The sequence below is a fragment of the Amycolatopsis sp. DSM 110486 genome (assembly GCF_019468465.1).
In the GTDB taxonomy this organism is placed as follows: domain Bacteria; phylum Actinomycetota; class Actinomycetes; order Mycobacteriales; family Pseudonocardiaceae; genus Amycolatopsis.
The window spans coordinates 6,720,384-6,736,556 of record NZ_CP080519.1; the positions used below are offsets into that span (position 1 = coordinate 6,720,384).

Genomic DNA, 16,173 nt, shown 5'->3' on the forward strand with positions numbered 1-16,173 from the left:
CACGAGGGGGTTCGAAGTGACTGCAAGGGATCCGAAGGCGAAACTCATCGCCGACGAGATGGAACGCCGGGGCTACCCGGTCGACTGGCTTTCGTGGGGGTCGTTCACGACCGACGTGAAGGGCCGCAAGGTGATGTTCCGCGGCGTGACGTCGGAGCTGACGACCCAGGTCGCCGCGTCGATCGCGTTCCGCAAGGGGGAGACGAACCGGCTGCTCGCCGCGGCCGGCCTGTCGATCCCCGAGTTCAAGACGTTCACCGCGACCATGGGTGAGCAGGCGATGAAGTACGCCGCCGAGACGATCGGTTGGCCCGTCGTCGTCAAGCCCGACCTGTCCCCGGGCGCTGGGGCGGGGGTGATGGTCAACGTCGGCGAGGGCGAGTTCACCGAGGCATTCCGCGTCGCACTGTCGATGTCGCACCGCGCGCTTGTCCAGGCCATGGTGAGCGGGCAGGAAGCGCGGTTCCTGGTGATCGGCGACAAGTGCGTCTCGGTGCTGCGCAAGACCATCGACCCCGTCACCGGCAAGCCGATCGACGAGTCCCACGAGGGGATCACCTCGCAGGTCCACCCGTTCTACAAGCGCGAGGCGGAGCGCGCGGTCGCGGCGTTCCCGGGCCTCGGCGTTGCGGGGCTCGACATCATCGCCCCGGACTTCACCACCAAGGGCGATTACTGGATCTTGGAGGCCAACTCCACTCCGGACATCATCGCCCACCACGACGCGAAAGACGGCGAACGGTTCGACATGGCTGGTGCCATCGCCGACGCCCTGGAGAAGGAGATCCGATGAAGAACAGCAACCCTCTGGCCGGTTTCAAGCACCGGTCGATCTGGGAGAACACCATCCACGCGCAGGCGGTGATGCTCGACGGGCAGAAGAAGCAGGTCTCGGCCGGCGGGTTCGAGTACATCTGCGACGAGACCCACGGCGACCACGACGGTGAGGCGCCGTCGCCGCTGGCGTACCTCACGGGCGCGGTTGCGTCGTGTGTGCTGACGATGGTCCGCAAGGTGTCGGAGGAGTAGAACGTCACGGTGACCGGTGCTCGCTGCTCGGTCGCGCTCGACGTGCACACCGAGTGGGTGCAGGCCAAGGCGGACGCGATCCGCGTGGACCTCGAAGTGGACTCGCCCATGCCGGCCAGCCGCGTTGCTGGGCTGGTGCGTGAGGCCCTGTCGCGCAGCTACGCTCTCGCTTCGGTGGTGTCGGACGTGCCGGTGGTTGCGGCCGGTTCGGTCAACGGCATGCCTGTTGCGGTCGGTGGCGCAACAGCCTGAATCGGTTCAGCTAGACTCCCGCCATGGGTTGCGGTGAGGGGCAAATTCCCTGCGAGTGGGACGTTTGCGACCCCGCCTGCTGCCCCGCGTGGGACGAAGCGACCGACGAGGAACGCGACCGGGCCAAACGGCTCGCGGTGTTCCTGCTGTGGTCGGCGTCCGGACGCCAGTTCGGGCGCTGCCCACAGATCATCCGCCCCTGCCGCAAATCCTGCGTCTCCACCCAGGTTCGCGGCAGCTGGAGCGGTAACCGGTGGATGCCCATCCTCGACGGCGGCCGGTGGTACAACCTCGACTGCCTCTGCGGCAACACTCACCGCTGCTCGTGCACCGAAGTGTGCGAGATCGAGCTCCCCGGCTGGCTCCCGGAGCCCGTGCGGGTCGAGATCGACGGCCGCGACATCCCGCTCATCGAGTTCCGTGTGGACAATGGCCGGCGCCTCGTATGGGAAGGCGGCGACTGTTTCCCCCTGTGCCAGGACCTCTCGAAGCGGCTGGGGGAGCCCGGGACGTGGGCGGTCGAGTTCAAGAGCGGCCTGCCGGTCCCGGCCGGCGGCGACACCGCGGCCAGTGACCTCGCGTGCGAGCTGCTGAAGGCGTGCAACCCCGCGCACTCCGAGGGCTGCAAGCTGCCCGACAACGTGCGTTCCGTGACGCGCCAGGGCGTGACGATCGACTTCGACACCACCGTGGCCGCATCCGGGAAGTTCAACGTCCCGAGCGTGGACCTATGGGTGCAGGCCGCGAACCCGACCGGACTGTTGCGCCCGGTTGAGGTGTACAGCCCGGACGTGCCGCACCCGGTTGTGACGACGTGGGGCCGGTAGTGGGGGAGCGACGATGACGCAGGTGGCCGACCCGATCGCGTGGCCCATCGTGAATGGGCTCGCCGAGTGCCTGTGCGAGATCCTCGACAAAGAGGCGCCGGTGAAGTGCTGTTGCGTGCAGTACGGGTCCGAGGTGTCGCTCGACGACTGCTCGCGCGAGGGCGACCGCGAGGGCATGGCGTGGGCGCGGCTCGTCTCGGTCTACCCGACGCGCGTGTTTCCCCAGGCGGACGCAACCCGGATCGGGAACTGCGGCGGCGAGAACGGCTGGGCCGTGATGGTCGAGCTCGGCGTCGTGCGCTGCGCCCCGTCGATCGACGAGCGCGGCAACCTCCCGAAGTGCTGGGACATCACCAACGCCGCGGAGAAGGCCGCCAACGATGCGCACGCGATGCGCCGGGCAATCATGTGCTGCGGCTGGGGCCAGAACAACGACCCGCTCGGCGACGATCCCGAGTACGTGATCGGCGCGTGGCACCCGCTCGGCGGCGAGGGCGGCTGCCAGGGCGGCACGATGACCGTCACCGTGCACGCCTGGGGATGCGTGTGCAATGGCTAACTCGGTGAAGGTCGGGCGGTTCAAGGTGAACCGGGCCGGCATGGCACGGCTGGTGAACGACCCGTCGACGACGACGTATCGGCAGATGGCGCGGATCGGCAGCACCGTGCAGAGCGTCGCGGCACAGCTCGCGCCGGTCGACACCGGCCGGCTGCGCCAGTCCGGCAGCGTCGAGATGCGGGGGAGGTATCCGCGCCTCGCCGCGCGGATCCGGTTCAGCGCCCGCTACGCGCGCTGGGTCCATGAGGGCCGCGGCCCCATCGTGCCGCGGCGGAAGAAGTTCCTGGCCTGGAAAGACAAGTCGGGAAAGTGGATCTTCGCCAAGCGTGTCCGGGCGATGAAGGGCCGCCCATTCCTGACGCGCGCTGCGGAGCTGGTCACGGGCAAGAAGCCCTCGGGCGGAAAGTAGAGAAGGGGAACCCATGGCAGTGAAGACGTTCAAGGTCGCCGCAAGGCGCGCCGGGTCGGGCGCGAAGAAGAAGACGAACGAGCCGTTCAAGCTCACCGGCGACACCACCGTCTACCACCTCAACAGCAGCACATCGGAGGATGCGCTCGCGATCCTGTCCGCCGAGTTCGCGCAGGCCGAGGACAGCAAGGACGGCGTCAAGCTCACCGCGACGTTCCTGGAGCTGATTCAGGCGATGTTCACCGAGGACACCTACCGGGCGCTCACGGCGAAGATCCGCGCCGGGCAGCTGACGTTCGACGAGCTCACGCCAGTGATCGAGTGGGGCATCGAGGAGCTGTCGGGCCGCCCTACCACGTCGCAATCCGCCTGATCGCGTGGGTTGCGACGACCTGGGATGAGCTTGACGGAACGCTGCTGTTGCAAGGGATCGACTTCTTCAGCCTGCCCATGGATCGGGCGCTGAACGTCGTCTACTCGGTGCTGATGTCCTCGGCGCACGAGGAGAAGGACCGGTTCCGGATCGAGTCGCAGCTGAACCAGCCGATCCCCGGCCAGGTGGCGCGGGATCGGGATGACTTCTGGTCCACGGCAGAGGAAGACAGCCGCGCGTTCATGGCGGCGATGCAGCAGAAACCGTCGGGTATGTCCAAGTAGGACGATCTTGATCGGTACAGTTGTGGTGGTTGCGCTGGGGGGCGCAACCGACGCAACGCCGGCGAACACTCGCCGGCGCGCTATTGCGGCGGTTGTGAAGGGGTGCAGTGACCACACCAAACCTGGGCAGTGTCCGGGTCGACGTCGAGCTCAACGTCAACGACATCTCCTCACGCCTGCGCAGCGCCATCCGCAAACCTGCCGAGCAGGCCGGCAAGGACCTGGAGAAGGAGTTCGCGAAGAGCGGCGACAACGCGGGCCGTAGCTTCTCCGACCGACTCGGCCGCGCCATCGGCAGCGGCGCCAGCCGCATCACCTCGTTCGCCGCATCGTTCATCAAAACCATCAGCGTCGTCACTGCCCTGACCGGCGCCATCTCGGTGCTCGGCACAGGACTCGGCGCGATCGTCGGGGTGGTCGCGCAAGCGTCCGGGGCGATCGCGCTGCTCCCCGCCGTGCTCGCCGCGGCAGGAGTCGCCGCCGCGACGCTCGCGGTCGGGTTCCACGGCGTGAGTGACGCGCTCAAGGCCGGCATGACCGGCGACGCCGACAAGCTCGCCCAGGCCCTCGCGAAGCTCGCACCGTCCGCGCGCTCGGCGGTGCAGTCGTTCCTCGCGCTGCGACCCGCACTCACGTCGATCCGGACGGCCGTCCAACAGAACCTGTTCGCCGGGATCGACCAGCAGATCATCCGCCTGTCGAAAGTCCTGCTGCCTCAGCTGACGTCCGGGCTCTCGCAGGTGGCCACGAGCCTCAACCGGCAGTTCCAGGCCCTGTTCCAGGGGATCACGCAACAGGCCAACAGCGGCAACTTCGCGACGCTGTTCACCAACATCGCCCAAGCCGCCGACGCGCTCGTGCCCGCCATCGCGCCGGTGATCGCCGCGTTCGGCGACCTCGCCACCGTCGGCTCCAGCTTCCTTCCCGCGCTCGCGGCCGGCCTGGCCGGCGCCGCGCAACGCTTCGGCGCCTTCATCGCAACCGCGCGCGAGACCGGCAGCCTCCAGAACTTCATCGAGGGCGCGCTCGGCGCGTTGCGGCAGCTCGGCGAACTCGCCGTGCAGGTCGGCGGCATCATCGGCGCCGTCTTCAAGGGCGCGTCCGCCAGCGGCGGCGGACTGTTCGGCGGCCTGCTCGACGGGCTGCGACAGGTCAACGCGGCCCTGTCGGGGGTGGCTGGGCAGCAGGCGCTGGGATCGTTCTTCTCCTCGATCCGAGACGCGGCCTCGGCGGCGATGCCCGTCATCCTCGCGATCGCCAAGGCCATCGGCACCGTGCTCGCGCCGGCCGCATCGCAACTGGTGCAAACCCTCGGTCCGGCGCTCGTGCCGGTCGTCGACGCACTCGCGTCCGCGCTCCAGGCCGCCTCACCCGGGATTCAGGCGCTCGGCGCTGGGCTCGCCCTGGCCCTACGGGGGATCACCCCGGCGCTCGGCCCGCTGGGGCAGCTCGTCGGGATCCTCGGCGGCTCCCTGGGGCAGGTGCTGGCCAGCCTGGGCCCGGTGTTGGGTCAGTTCGCGTCCGTGTTCGCCTCGACCCTCGCGCCGATCCTGCCGCAGGTCGCGCAGATCTTGAGCCGGCTCGTGGTCTCGGCCGGGCAGCTGCTCACGGCGGTGACGCCGCTGCTGGGGCCGCTGCTTCAGCTCGGCGTGGACATCCTCCAGCCGCTGACGTCGATCATTCAGGCGCTGGTCCCGCCGCTGGCGCAGGTCGCGCAGCAGCTGCTCCCGCCGCTCCAGCAGGTCACCGCGGCCCTGGCGCCGGTGTGGCAGCAGCTCGGCCAGGCCATCGTCATGGTCCTGAACTCCGTGCTTCCGCTGGTGCCGCCGCTGGCGCAGCTGGCCACGGCAACCCTGCCGCTGCTGGCGAATTTCATCGCCTCCAACGCGATCCCGGTCCTAAAGCTCTTCATGGCAGCCTGGCAGGCGCTGTCGCCGATCATCAACGGCGCCGTCAGCGCGATGTCGGCTGCCGTGACCTTCATCAGCGGCCTGATCACCGGTTTCTCGAACGTGATCGGCGGCTGGAACAGCACCTGGTCGTCGATCGGCGACACCGTCTCGAAAGCCTGGAGCGCGATCTCCGGGTTCGTGACGAACGGAATTTCGCTGGTCCGCGGCCTGATCGATCGTGGCGTCGCCGCGGTGCGTGCTCTCTGGGACTCCGCCTGGAACCTGCTGCCAAATTCCGTACGCAACACACTGTCCACAGTGGCCGGTGTCGTCGCGTCGATCCCCGGCCGGATCCGTTCCGCGCTCGGCAACCTCGGCGCGCTGCTCGTGCAGGCCGGCCGCGACGTGGTCGCCGGCCTCGGACGCGGCATCACCGGCGCGCTCGGCGGCCTGCTCGGGACGGTGCGTTCGATCGGATCGAGCATCATCGGTGCGATCTCCGGCGTGTTGCGGATCAACAGCCCGAGTAAGGAGATGGCGAAGATCGGCCACTCCGTCGGCGAAGGTCTCGTGCTCGGCATGGACCAGCACGCGCGGCACGTCATGGCTGCGTCGAAGAGCCTGGGGCGCACCGCGCTGCGCGGCATGAACGGGCAGATGGCCGGCGGCCTGCCGAAGCCGCAATTCGGCGGCCGTGCCGATGCCGGATCGCTGGTTGCCGGGCTGCCCGGTGTGGGCGGTGGCCCCGGCCGGGTGGGTACGTCGGTGCTCAACAGCCGATCGACCACCTTCGCGCCGGTGTTCCACGTGCAGACCGCGGCGACCGATCCGCACGCGACGGTCGCGTTGATGAAGGCGCGGCTCGACGTCGCAGCCGCAGGGGTGGTGTAGAGCAATGTTGGAGACCTATCTGACCTTCGCTGGCAACGAGATCGCCAACAACACCAGAACGGCGTCCTATCTCGTCGACAGCGGCGCCGGCGGCACCCTCCAAGGTCAGTGCTTCTGCGACACCCTGCCCGACGCGATCGACGATGCCCCGTACACGACACCAGAGCTCGACCCGGCGCCCTGGTACGACGAGAGCGACCCGCGCTCGACACGGTTCGCCGGCCTGTGGATCGAGAAGATCGACGGCCTGAACAACACCCCCATCGAGCGCACCATCACCCAACGCATCGGCGACGGCGCCGTGCGCGGGTGCCTGCGCGCCAAGGACAAGACCCTCACCGTCACCGGCTGGCTGTTCGCGCAGGACGAGTGCGGCGCGGACTACGGGCTGGTGTGGTTGCGCTCGGCGCTGCTCGGCTCGCAGTGCGCCGGCTGCAACGGCGACGACCTGTGCTTCCTCGCGTGCTGTCCCAACCAGATCGGCTGCCGCGGCGACGGCGAAGGCGAACACGAGCACGGTGACGGTGAAGGCGGCGGCGAAGATGACTGCGACCCGGTCTACGACACCGACGTCCAGCTGCGCACGCTGAAGAACTCGGCGCTCGTGTCCGGGCCGGACGTCGTCGCCGTGGCGCCCGGGTTCCACCAGGGCATGTGTCTCGAAGGCGCCCGCCCGGTCTACCAGGTGACGTTCCAGATCTCGACCGACCCGTACATGTGGCGTCAGCCCGTGTCGATGGTCGAAGCCCAGCCGTGGCCACTGCCCACCGAGGACGCGGTCTGCAACATCACCTGGAACGACCTCGACGAGTGCGACCCGGCCAACCCCGACTGCCTGCCCGGCAGCAACGTGCCGCTGCGCGGGTGCATCGCCGACGAGCTGTGCCCGCCGCCTCCGCCACCGCCGCGGTTGCCGGCGGCGTCGGCGGCGTGTGTGTGTCTGCCGCTCACGGTCGTGCGCCAGTGCATCGAGATCCCCTCGAACAAGGTCCCCGCGTGGCTGGACTCCGCGCTGCGGATCGAGGTGTACTCCGGGGAAGCGCCGTTGCGGAACGTGTCGGTTCGGGTGTGGCAGAACCCGCAGGACAAGACCGCCGCCGAGCTGGACGGGTGCGCGGCGCTGGGCACGTACTACATCACCTACGTCCCGGCGAACAGCTACCTCACCATCGACGGCGTCACCGAGAAGTCGACGCTGCGGTGCCCGGGGTTCGTGCAGACCAACGCATCGACCCAGGTGTACGGGTCCGGCGGCGGGCCGCTCGAACACATCACCCTGTCCTGCGGCGTCAAGCACACCATCTGCGCCGACGTCGACACCACCTACATCGACCCGCTGGCGAGCCTGACGATCTCGACCATCACCAGGGAGCTGTGATGGCTGAACTCGGGTGCGGCGAGCACAAAGCCGCGATCTACGACCGCTGCGAGGGACAGAAACTCGTCGACCTCGACGACATCACCGCACTGTCGTGGGGCCGGGCCCTCGACACCTACTCGTCCGCGTCCGTCACCGTCGGCCGCGCCGGCTCGTGCTGCGACCTGCTGACGAACATGCGGTCGTGGCGCCACGAGCTGGTGATCTGGCGCAACAACCGGCAGGTGTGGTCCGGGCCCATCGTGCGCCCGGTGTTCGGCGCGGGCGAGACCACCATTCCCGCGCGCGACCGGTGGGCGTGGTTGGACTTCCGTGCTGTGCGCGCGGACATGACCCTCACCGGCGACCTGACCGACATCGCGGTGCGGCTGATCGAGCACGGCCTCACCCACCCCGATGGCGACTTCGACGACGAAACCTGCATCCTCGCGTTCCTCGAAGCCATCCCCAGCGGCGTGTACGGCTCCCGCGACTTCAAGGCTTTGCAGTCGATGGTCGGTGCCGAGCTGCGCAACCTCACCCGCGGGCCGCTGAACGCGACGTTCCTTGGCCGGCGGCTGGTCCTGTTCGGCCCGAAGCCGCTGAGCCGGACGGCGATGCTGCAAGACAAGGACTTCATGGATGAGCTGACCGTCGTCGAGGACGGGCTGTCCGCCGTGACTCGCGCCTACGTCGCTGGCCAGACCGTGACCGCGACTGCCGGGGGCACAGACCCGTACTACGGGCTGCTGGAGCAGATCTACCAGGACCAGACCGTCACCACGCAGTTCGACGCGCAGACGCTCGCTCAGGCCCAAGTGGACACGAACGGTTGGCCGCCGCTGGTGATCTCCGTGCCGGACGGGGTGCAGCTCGCCCCGGACGCGCCGGTCGACATCGACGAGCTCGTGCCGGGCACGGAGGTACCGGTCTGGTCCAGCCGGACGTGCCGCGAGGTCAACCAGAATCTCGTGCTCACCAAGCTCGACGTGACGGTGAGCCCGGACCAGGGGGAACGGGTCGCGGTCACGTTGGCGCCGGGGACCGCGTTGTCCGAGCAGCTGACGGGGAGTGGTGGCGTTGGGTAGCTCGTTGGGGCGGTCCCCACAGACGTTCGATGCGCTGTTGCAGCGGATGCAGGACCAGATCCGGCGCCTGGAAGCGGCGCGGTCGTACTCGCTCGGCGGTTGGCTGTTGCAGCAGACGCCGGATGGGCGCGTGGTGCTCTCCCACCCGGAGACGGGCACCGAAGTAGAGCTTGCTGGCACACCGCCAGCACAGTAAGAGAGGGGACACAACATGGGTGGCACCGACATCGGGGCGAGCAACCTCGACGTGATCAACAACGCGGTCGACACCGTCATGGTCGCGATCAAGGACCGCGGCCCGGACCCGACGTACCAGAGCCAGCAGATGACCCGGCTCGCGCAGGAGTGGCGTCCGCTGGCCGCCGCGCTCGCGCAGCTGACCGCGGCTCTCGGATATGTCGTCGACTCCGAGTGGCAGGGCCTGTAGCCGGCCACCGGCCAAGTACGATCTACGCATAGTCATGGGCGGCATCGGGTGGGGGAACCCGAACCGAAAGGCTCAAACGTCCCATGGCATACCTGGGCAATAACGGCTGCGGCTGCGGATGCGGCGACAGCAAGCCGGTGAACGTCGAGGGCGGTGAAACGCCGTCCGCGAAGGACATCGTTTCGGCTGGTGGCGTGGTCACCACCGACGTCAAGATCTCCAAGCACCCTGAGAACCTCCTCTCCGTCGCCGGTGACGGTCTCCTCGTCCGCAAGGAAGACTGCCGTTCGGCAGACGGGTCCGAGACCCGCATCGAAGCGGGCGCTGGCGCGGACCTGACCGGTTCGGGCACCTGGGAAGACCCGTACATCGTCAGCTTCGGCGGCGGTGGCGAGTCCGGCGGCGGTGACGCCCCGAAGCTGAAGGGCGGCGAGACCGAGACCGCGGCCGACACCGTCAAGGACGGCGTGGTCACGACCGACGTCAAGCTGTCCGATGAGGACGGCAACGCGCTCGAGGTCCGTGACGGCGGCCTGTACGTGCCCGCTGGTGACGGCGGTGGCGCGGTCGACTGCGACGAGATGCGCAAGTGCGTCTCGGCCGGCGACGGCCTCACCTACGACCCGAAGACCGGTGTCTTCGAGGCGAAGCTGTCCGGCGACGACGGCAACACCATCGCCCTCGGCGACGACGGCGGCCTGTTCGTTCCCGCCGGCACCGGCGGCGGCCCGGCGGCCACCGTCAAGGGCGGCGAGTCGCCCACCGCGGTGAACAAGGTCGACGCCGACGGCTCCACCTTCACCGTCACGCCCGAGGCGAAGGTGTCCAAGAAGGACGGCAACGCCATCACCGCCGAGGCGGACGGCCTGTACGTCCCAGCTGGTGGCGACGGTGGCCCGTCGGACATCGCCGGTGGGGAGACCCAGACGGCGAAGACGACCGTGGACGCCGGCAAGGTCACCGCCGACGTCAAGGTGTCGCCGAAGGAGGGCAACACGCTCTCGGTCGACGGCGACGGCGGCCTGTTCGTGGCCCCCGCGTCCGGCGACGGTGCCCCGGTCACTGGCGGCGAGACGCCGACGATCAAGACCACGGTCGACGGCGGCAAGGTCACTGGCGACACGAAGATCTCCGCGGCCGACGGCAACGTCCTCAAGACCAACGACGACGGCCTGTTCGTCCCCGCCCCGACGGGCGGCGGCGACGGGGGCGCCCCGCTCCAGGGCGGGAAGACCCCGACCGCGACGACGACCGTCAAGGACGGCACCGTCACCGCCGACGTGATCGTGTCGCCCGACAAGGGCAACGCGCTCAAGGCGCAGGACAACGGCCTGTTCGTGCCGGAGAAGTTCTTCCAGACTGCGGAGATCGCCCTCACCTCGATCACCGACGAGGTGGACATCAACACGTTCAACGTCCCGGTCGACGGCACGGGGCACAAGATCGCGGAGGCCCCGCCGCTGGAGTTCGTGAACCCGAGCCCGGTCCTGCCGATGCACGTCGTGGTGGACAACCAGCTGGAGCACGCCCAGTTCCGCATCTTCAACGGCAACGTCAAGGCCGTCATGGGGACTCGCCTGCACATCGAGGGCGACGTCACGATGGACGTCGAGTCGCACCAGCAGTTCGAGGACCACAACGTCGAAAACGGGCCCCGCATGTGGGACTCGATGGGCGCGCACGAGCCCGTCACGTTCACCATCCCGCCCGGCGGCAAGGTCACGATGACCATGGGCGCGTACCTGGCGATCTACCTGTACGACGGGAAGTCGACGCTGTTCCAGGCTCGGCACCGTGTCACCGCCTGGGGAGGCAACTGATGAGTAACCCGATCGAATTCATCGCGAACCTGGTCGACAAGCTCGGCCGGCCGGTGTTCCTGCCCAAGGGCATCAAGGACATCCCGAAGGACATCATCGAGCTTGCCGGGGATGTGTTCGACAAGCTCATGCACGGCACGCCGCGCGTGTTCCAGAACGACAAGGGCCAGACGGTGACGATCTCCACGCCGATCGTGTGGCTGCCGGAGTTCGAGCTCGGCGGCGACTGGAAGGAAGTCACGGACCCGAAGAAGATCGAGGAGCTGTCGAAGATCCCCGACCCGCCCGAGGACAAGCCGGTCAAGCCGCAGAGCGAGACCGACGACTTCGGCGACGGCGAGGGTGAAGGCGGCGGCGAGGACGGCCCGGCTCCGAAGAAGCGGGGGCGGTGACCATGACTGCACCGAGCAACGGCACCGAGATCATCGCCGATGACGGTTTCGGAGAGGGCGAGGGCGAGTAGATGCCTCGCTGCGGCTGCAACAACGGGCAGAACCTTGCCTGCACGTGCGCCGTGACGGCTGGTGAGGGTGTCGTCGTCACTGGCGACGGCACCCCCATCACCAACCCGTACACGGTGAGCCTCGCCCACACCGGCCCCGCTGTCGACGTCAAGGACACCACCACGCTGGACCTGTCCACCGAGGGCCAGGACCCCGCCGTGGTGTCCGGCGACGTGCGCCTGTCCAAGGCCTCCGGCAACGCACTCACGACCCGGGAAGACGGCCTGTTCGTCCAGGACGGCGGCGCCGCGTCCCCGATGTCGTGGCACCTGCTGTACCAGACGAAAGCCCAGGAGATCCCCGACGGGACGCCCACGGCGATCAACTGGGACGCGATCGACGACGGCCCGCTGTTCGGGCCGGGGATCGAGATCCCGTGGGACGGCGCCTACGTGTTCTCGATGCTGGTGCGGGTCGACGTGCCCGCGCCCGTGAAGCGCCTGTTCGCGTGGCTCGGCAAGGCCGGCGACGCATCGGTCGACGGCCGGATCTCGGTCGCCGCGCCGGTCGAGTTCCCGACGGCGAACATCTCGCCCGGGATCACGTGGACCGACTCGCTGGTGCTGAAGAAGGGCGACGTGCTGGCCCTGTTCTTCCAGCAGGAATCCGGCGCGACCCGCACGACCATGCCCGGCCGTACGAACACGCGGTTGTCCGCGCTGTACCTCGGCCCGGCGTAACAACTCCAGGGGGAACCAGATGGCTACGCACTACTACCGCTACACCGAGCAGGACGGCAAGCCGGCCTTCGCGAAGCTCGACCTCCCGGCCGGGCAGGAGCTGATCCTGCCCGTCGGCGCCACGGAGGTCACCCAGCAGGTCTACGACGCCGGGATGGCCGCGGCGCAGAAGGCGCTCGACGCGCTGACCGCAGGTTCGGACGCCGAAGCCCGCAAGGAGCTCGAGAAGCTCGACGCGGCGCGCAAGACGGTGCTCGACGCGCTCACCAAGCTCGGGCTGCCCGCCTCGGCGCTGAACACGCTCCTGCCCGGTCTGAACCTGCCCGACGACGGTGACGGGGAGGGGGAGTAGTGCCCAGCGTCTGCGTGAACGGATGCGGCTTCAAGGTCGACGGCGGCTCACTCGGGATCGACTGGGCCGCCCTCGGCGCCAAGCGTGGCCGGGCCGACTTCGGCGGGTGGACAGTCGCGCCGCCGCTGGGGAAGGTCGCGGACTGGTCGCTGATCATGACCTCGGCCAGCATCGCCTACAAGAACGTGTCGTGCCGGGCGCAGCACATCACGTTCTGGACCGTCGCCCCGGTGATCTACCTGCGGCAGGTCCCCGGCAACGACTGGAACATCGGCGTCACCATGGCCAGCAGCAAGACCGGTGACCCGGCCGCCGCGTTCCCGTCAGATGACCACTCCTACTTCCGGGAGCGGTGGCACCAGTCGTTGCCGGCCGGCACGAACAGCGAGAAGACGACGTCGTTCTGGTCGAAGGTCTACGACGACGTGGTGCAGCCGGGGGAGACGTTCTTCATGCGCAACGCCTTCTGGTTCTCCACCCCGTCGTTCGCGTACAGCACGGTGAACATCTTCAAGATGCCGGTCAACACGCTGCACTACCTCGCGCTGCCGGTCGCGGACTGAGGAGGGGATTCCGTTGACGACTGGTGTGTTCGACATCGCCGTGTACACGTCCTCAGGGCTGCTCGCCGCCGGTGTCGCGTGGAAGACACTCGCCAAGGCCGGCCGGTTCTTCCGCCGCGTCAACACGGTCGTGACCCAGTGGCTCGGGGACAAGGACCTGGAGATCCCCGGGATGCTCGACCGGATGGACGCCCACGAGCGAAGACTTGAGGACATCGAAGACCAGCTGAAACCCAAGGGCGGGAAGACGCTGCGGGAACGTCTCGACATCGTCGAGCGGGACGTGACCCGAATAAAAAAAGCCGTCCGGGCGGACGACAACGAAGGTGAGGGGGCGGACTGATGGCAACGTCGCAAAACGGGTGGCCGGCGACTGAGGATCGCGGCGAGATCGGCATCTGTGCCCTGTCGGTCAACAACGCCCAGTTCCCCGGCGGCGTGAAGGACGGGGACGTGCGCACCGTGCTGGAGTACGTGGCGAACCAGTTCCACGCCCGGGTCGAGCCGCTCGACGCGGATGCCTGCTGGGGCTACTACTACCGGCCGATCCGCGGCTCGCAGACGGTCAGCAACCACGCCTCCGGCACCGCGCTCGACTTCAACGCCCCTCACCACCCGCAGGGCAAGCGGGACACGTTCACCCCCGCGCAGATCGCCGAGATCCGGAAGATCCTCGCCGAGGTCGGCGGGGCCGTCACGTGGGGCGGCGAGTGGGACCCCGCGAGCGTCGACGAGATGCACTTCGAGATCTCCGGCGACGACAAGGCGGTCGCGGAGGCCGCCGCCCGGTTGAAAAGCGGCGGATCTGGACCCCGTCCGACTGTCCAAAATGGCGACAAGGGAGACCAGGTCAAGGCCGTTCAGCGCGCGGTCGGAGTCACCGAAGACGGGGTATTCGGAGGTGAAACCCTGGCCGCTGTCAAGAAGTTCCAGCAGCGCCACGGCCTCGCCGCAGACGGAGTCGTGGGCCCTGCCACTTGGGCTGCCCTTGACGGCGCTGGCGGGCCTGCTGGTGTGGCGCGCGCGACGCTTGACGCTGGTAGCAGCGGAGCAGACGTCACCTACCTCCAGAACCTGCTCAACAAGCTCTACCCGGCGTACTCGAAGCTCGCCGTCGATGGCCAGTACGGGCCGGCGACCGCCGGAGTCGTGCGGGAGTTCCAGAAACGCGCCGGGCTCGCCGTGGACGGCGTGGTGGGGCCGCAGACGTGGGCGAAACTGGCCGGAGGGTGACGACGTGACCGAACGGACGATGCGGGTGCTCGACGCCCAGACGGCCACACAGCACGTCGCGACCGGATCCGCGGCGGCCGGCACGGGGTTCGCCGGCTCGATCTCACTGATCCTCGTGTGGGGCCTCGGGCAGCTCGGCGTGCACCTGCCAGCCGAGGTCGCCGCGGCGATCGTGGCAGTGCTGATGACCGCGGCGGGGGTGTACGCGCCGAAGCTGGCGATCGCGAAGCTCGCGGCCGGCTTCATCGACGTCCCCCACGTCGCAGCGGACGTGGTGAAGGGAACGGTGGACGGTGCGACGAAGCAGGTTGGCGGCGCAGTGGGCGCGGTTGCGGGCGCAGTGGGTAATGCTGTGGGTGACGCTGTCGGCGGTGTTGTGGGGGGTGTTGCTGGCGGTGTTGCCGATGCTGTTCATCCGCAAGCTGCGGGGCCGAGGCGCACGCCACCGGCGCAACCGGGTGTTCGGGTCCCGCCGCGTCGACACCCGGGCCAGCGCAACCCGGCCCGGCAGCAGCCCGGAGGCGGAATGATCGATGTTTCGGCCGGGGTCGTGCCCCACGGCCGGCATCGCGGCAAGTGAACGCAACAAGGCCCCGGCGACTCTGAGGGGGTCCGCCGGGGCCTTGCGTTGCGTTTGTTCGGTTACGCTGAGGGGGAGTTAGCCTGCCGAACAGGTACTACTGTGCACAACGGTATCAACCGAGGTCAATACTCCGTCCGTGCGGAGTGGATCACTTCGCGTTCTTCTGGCTGGTCTGGCCGACCTTCCGCAACACAGGTACGGAAACCGCCACACCGTCCTTCGTCCGCTTGAATGCCTCGTCTGGCAGGTTCCACGGATGCGAGCGCAACAGCCGGCTGAACGCCGCCGCGCGCCGGGCGCCTGCTTCCCGACCCTCCGGGACCAGACCGGCCATGCGCCCCAGCTCGCGAACAAGCACGAAGTCCTGGTCGTAGTCGCGGAGCGCGAGCAGCACATCATTCACGGATGACTCGTCTGCCGTCGGCACCGTCTCGGCGCCGTCCTTCGCCGAGCGGCTCGGGTTCCACTCACGCAAACCGAGCCACACCTCCAGCGTCATCCTGTTTACCTCGAGCAGGTTGACGATCTGCATCTTCTCGACGCCTGCGGCGATGTGCTCGTTGAGGAGGTCCCGGAACGCGGCCATCGTCTCCGCGCTCTCGCGCTCGGCGTCGGCCTTGTCCTGCTGAAGCGCGGCGAATTCTTCCTTCGCCTGCTCAAGCGTCATCTCAGTGGGCTTGACGTTCTTGGCCAGGCGCCAGGCGCTGACCCGGTCGATCCCGAACAGCTCCCCGGCTTCCTTCGTGCCGACGCTGGCCGCGGTCTGCTTTTTGAGTTCGCGGAGGTCGTTGTCGATCAGCTTGAGGCGCCGCTTGGCGGCGTCCACTGGCTTCTTGGCGTGCTGCAACGCCCATTTGAGTACCAGCGTGGGATCGATCTCGCCGAGAGCTCCGGCCACGTCGGAGTAGCTCAGCCCGGCTTCGAATGCCTCGAAGGCCACGGCGCGAGCAACGTCGATGGCGGAATTCTCTTCGGTGTGGGCGCGCTGGATTCCTCTCCCGGCCTCACGCAGCTTGTCGCGGATGTCTGTCATGGTAGTACTAGACTATAC

21 protein-coding genes are annotated in these 16,173 nt (G+C 68.4%); 20 read left to right on the forward strand and 1 reads right to left on the reverse strand.

Features of this window, described 5'->3' with window-relative positions; all coding sequences use genetic code 11:
* The first annotated feature begins 16 nt into the window (after window positions 1–16).
* The 20 genes from K1T34_RS33005 (at window position 17) to K1T34_RS33100 (ending at window position 15,119) form a co-directional block, all read left to right on the forward strand.
* Window positions 17–793: a RimK family alpha-L-glutamate ligase gene (locus K1T34_RS33005; RefSeq protein ID WP_220238660.1), complete on the forward strand. Its 777-nt coding sequence runs from the start codon at window positions 17–19 to the stop codon at window positions 791–793.
* Complete coding sequence (locus tag K1T34_RS33010; protein WP_220238661.1) at window positions 790–1,029, forward strand: hypothetical protein; 240 nt, start codon at window positions 790–792, stop codon at window positions 1,027–1,029. Before K1T34_RS33005 ends, K1T34_RS33010 begins: the two co-directional genes overlap by 4 nt.
* A 9-nt stretch (window positions 1,030–1,038) precedes the next feature.
* Entirely contained in the window at window positions 1,039–1,281 is a 243-nt protein-coding gene (locus tag K1T34_RS33015) for a hypothetical protein (protein ID WP_220238662.1), read from the forward strand.
* Between the two features lie 257 nt (window positions 1,282–1,538).
* Window positions 1,539–2,108: a hypothetical protein gene (locus K1T34_RS33020; protein WP_220238663.1), complete on the forward strand. Its 570-nt coding sequence runs from the start codon at window positions 1,539–1,541 to the stop codon at window positions 2,106–2,108.
* Window positions 2,109–2,121: 13 nt separating this feature from the next.
* Entirely contained in the window at window positions 2,122–2,667 is a 546-nt protein-coding gene (locus K1T34_RS33025) for a hypothetical protein (protein WP_220238664.1), read from the forward strand.
* Window positions 2,660–3,076 (forward strand): hypothetical protein, encoded by a 417-nt coding sequence (locus tag K1T34_RS33030; protein ID WP_220238665.1) that lies wholly within the window; start codon window positions 2,660–2,662, stop codon window positions 3,074–3,076. The genes K1T34_RS33025 and K1T34_RS33030 overlap by 8 nt, the downstream gene beginning before the upstream one ends.
* A 13-nt stretch (window positions 3,077–3,089) precedes the next feature.
* The gene (locus tag K1T34_RS33035) at window positions 3,090–3,449 is read left to right on the forward strand and encodes a hypothetical protein (protein WP_220238666.1); all 360 of its coding nucleotides are present in this window, start codon (window positions 3,090–3,092) and stop codon (window positions 3,447–3,449) included.
* A gap of 47 nt (window positions 3,450–3,496) precedes the next feature.
* Window positions 3,497–3,733, forward strand: a complete 237-nt coding sequence (locus K1T34_RS33040; protein ID WP_220238667.1) for a hypothetical protein — start codon at window positions 3,497–3,499, stop codon at window positions 3,731–3,733.
* Between the two features lie 107 nt (window positions 3,734–3,840).
* The gene (locus tag K1T34_RS33045; RefSeq protein WP_220238668.1) at window positions 3,841–6,516 is read left to right on the forward strand and encodes a hypothetical protein; all 2,676 of its coding nucleotides are present in this window, start codon (window positions 3,841–3,843) and stop codon (window positions 6,514–6,516) included.
* A 4-nt stretch (window positions 6,517–6,520) separates the two neighbouring features.
* Entirely contained in the window at window positions 6,521–7,894 is a 1,374-nt protein-coding gene (locus tag K1T34_RS33050; RefSeq protein WP_220238669.1) for a hypothetical protein, read from the forward strand.
* A complete protein-coding gene (locus K1T34_RS33055; protein WP_220238670.1) occupies window positions 7,894–8,961 on the forward strand; it encodes a hypothetical protein in 1,068 nt (355 codons plus the stop codon). The genes K1T34_RS33050 and K1T34_RS33055 overlap by 1 nt, the downstream gene beginning before the upstream one ends.
* A gap of 211 nt (window positions 8,962–9,172) precedes the next feature.
* Window positions 9,173–9,388 carry a hypothetical protein gene (locus K1T34_RS33060; protein WP_220238671.1) on the forward strand — a complete coding sequence of 72 codons (216 nt, stop codon included), beginning with the start codon at window positions 9,173–9,175 and terminating at the stop codon, window positions 9,386–9,388.
* A gap of 83 nt (window positions 9,389–9,471) precedes the next feature.
* Entirely contained in the window at window positions 9,472–11,208 is a 1,737-nt protein-coding gene (locus tag K1T34_RS33065) for a hypothetical protein (protein ID WP_220238672.1), read from the forward strand.
* Window positions 11,208–11,600, forward strand: coding sequence for a hypothetical protein (locus K1T34_RS33070; RefSeq protein WP_220238673.1), 393 nt, complete (start codon window positions 11,208–11,210; stop codon window positions 11,598–11,600). The genes K1T34_RS33065 and K1T34_RS33070 overlap by 1 nt, the downstream gene beginning before the upstream one ends.
* Before the next feature lie 122 nt (window positions 11,601–11,722).
* Window positions 11,723–12,391 (forward strand): hypothetical protein, encoded by a 669-nt coding sequence (locus K1T34_RS33075; RefSeq protein ID WP_220238674.1) that lies wholly within the window; start codon window positions 11,723–11,725, stop codon window positions 12,389–12,391.
* A 19-nt stretch (window positions 12,392–12,410) separates the two neighbouring features.
* Window positions 12,411–12,743 carry a hypothetical protein gene (locus K1T34_RS33080; protein WP_220238675.1) on the forward strand — a complete coding sequence of 111 codons (333 nt, stop codon included), beginning with the start codon at window positions 12,411–12,413 and terminating at the stop codon, window positions 12,741–12,743.
* Window positions 12,743–13,306: a hypothetical protein gene (locus K1T34_RS33085; protein WP_220238676.1), complete on the forward strand. Its 564-nt coding sequence runs from the start codon at window positions 12,743–12,745 to the stop codon at window positions 13,304–13,306. Before K1T34_RS33080 ends, K1T34_RS33085 begins: the two co-directional genes overlap by 1 nt.
* A 13-nt stretch (window positions 13,307–13,319) precedes the next feature.
* Window positions 13,320–13,649 carry a hypothetical protein gene (locus K1T34_RS33090; RefSeq protein ID WP_220238677.1) on the forward strand — a complete coding sequence of 110 codons (330 nt, stop codon included), beginning with the start codon at window positions 13,320–13,322 and terminating at the stop codon, window positions 13,647–13,649.
* Window positions 13,649–14,539: a peptidoglycan-binding protein gene (locus K1T34_RS33095; RefSeq protein WP_220238678.1), complete on the forward strand. Its 891-nt coding sequence runs from the start codon at window positions 13,649–13,651 to the stop codon at window positions 14,537–14,539. The genes K1T34_RS33090 and K1T34_RS33095 overlap by 1 nt, the downstream gene beginning before the upstream one ends.
* A gap of 4 nt (window positions 14,540–14,543) precedes the next feature.
* Window positions 14,544–15,119 (forward strand): hypothetical protein, encoded by a 576-nt coding sequence (locus K1T34_RS33100; protein ID WP_220238679.1) that lies wholly within the window; start codon window positions 14,544–14,546, stop codon window positions 15,117–15,119.
* A gap of 151 nt (window positions 15,120–15,270) precedes the next feature.
* Here the strand turns inward: K1T34_RS33100 and K1T34_RS33105 are convergent, their stop codons facing one another.
* Window positions 15,271–16,155, reverse strand: coding sequence for a hypothetical protein (locus tag K1T34_RS33105; protein ID WP_220238680.1), 885 nt, complete (start codon window positions 16,153–16,155; stop codon window positions 15,271–15,273).
* Window positions 16,156–16,173: the final 18 nt, after the last annotated feature.

Excerpts from the sequence above, each read along its gene's own strand:
- K1T34_RS33010 (WP_220238661.1), top strand. The coding sequence starts at position 790 with ATGAAGAACAGCAACCCTCTGGCCGGTTTCAAGCACCGGTCGATCTGG.
- K1T34_RS33020 (WP_220238663.1), top strand. The coding sequence starts at position 1,539 with ATGCCCATCCTCGACGGCGGCCGGTGGTACAACCTCGACTGCCTCTGC.
- K1T34_RS33025 (WP_220238664.1), top strand. The coding sequence starts at position 2,122 with ATGACGCAGGTGGCCGACCCGATCGCGTGGCCCATCGTGAATGGGCTC.
- K1T34_RS33030 (WP_220238665.1), top strand. The coding sequence starts at position 2,660 with ATGGCTAACTCGGTGAAGGTCGGGCGGTTCAAGGTGAACCGGGCCGGC.
- K1T34_RS33035 (WP_220238666.1), top strand. The coding sequence starts at position 3,090 with ATGGCAGTGAAGACGTTCAAGGTCGCCGCAAGGCGCGCCGGGTCGGGC.
- K1T34_RS33050 (WP_220238669.1), top strand. The coding sequence starts at position 6,521 with ATGTTGGAGACCTATCTGACCTTCGCTGGCAACGAGATCGCCAACAAC.
- K1T34_RS33055 (WP_220238670.1), top strand. The coding sequence starts at position 7,894 with ATGGCTGAACTCGGGTGCGGCGAGCACAAAGCCGCGATCTACGACCGC.
- K1T34_RS33060 (WP_220238671.1), top strand. The coding sequence starts at position 9,173 with ATGGGTGGCACCGACATCGGGGCGAGCAACCTCGACGTGATCAACAAC.
- K1T34_RS33065 (WP_220238672.1), top strand. The coding sequence starts at position 9,472 with ATGGCATACCTGGGCAATAACGGCTGCGGCTGCGGATGCGGCGACAGC.
- K1T34_RS33070 (WP_220238673.1), top strand. The coding sequence starts at position 11,208 with ATGAGTAACCCGATCGAATTCATCGCGAACCTGGTCGACAAGCTCGGC.
- K1T34_RS33080 (WP_220238675.1), top strand. The coding sequence starts at position 12,411 with ATGGCTACGCACTACTACCGCTACACCGAGCAGGACGGCAAGCCGGCC.
- K1T34_RS33095 (WP_220238678.1), top strand. The coding sequence starts at position 13,649 with ATGGCAACGTCGCAAAACGGGTGGCCGGCGACTGAGGATCGCGGCGAG.
- K1T34_RS33105 (WP_220238680.1), bottom strand. The coding sequence starts at position 16,155 with ATGACAGACATCCGCGACAAGCTGCGTGAGGCCGGGAGAGGAATCCAG.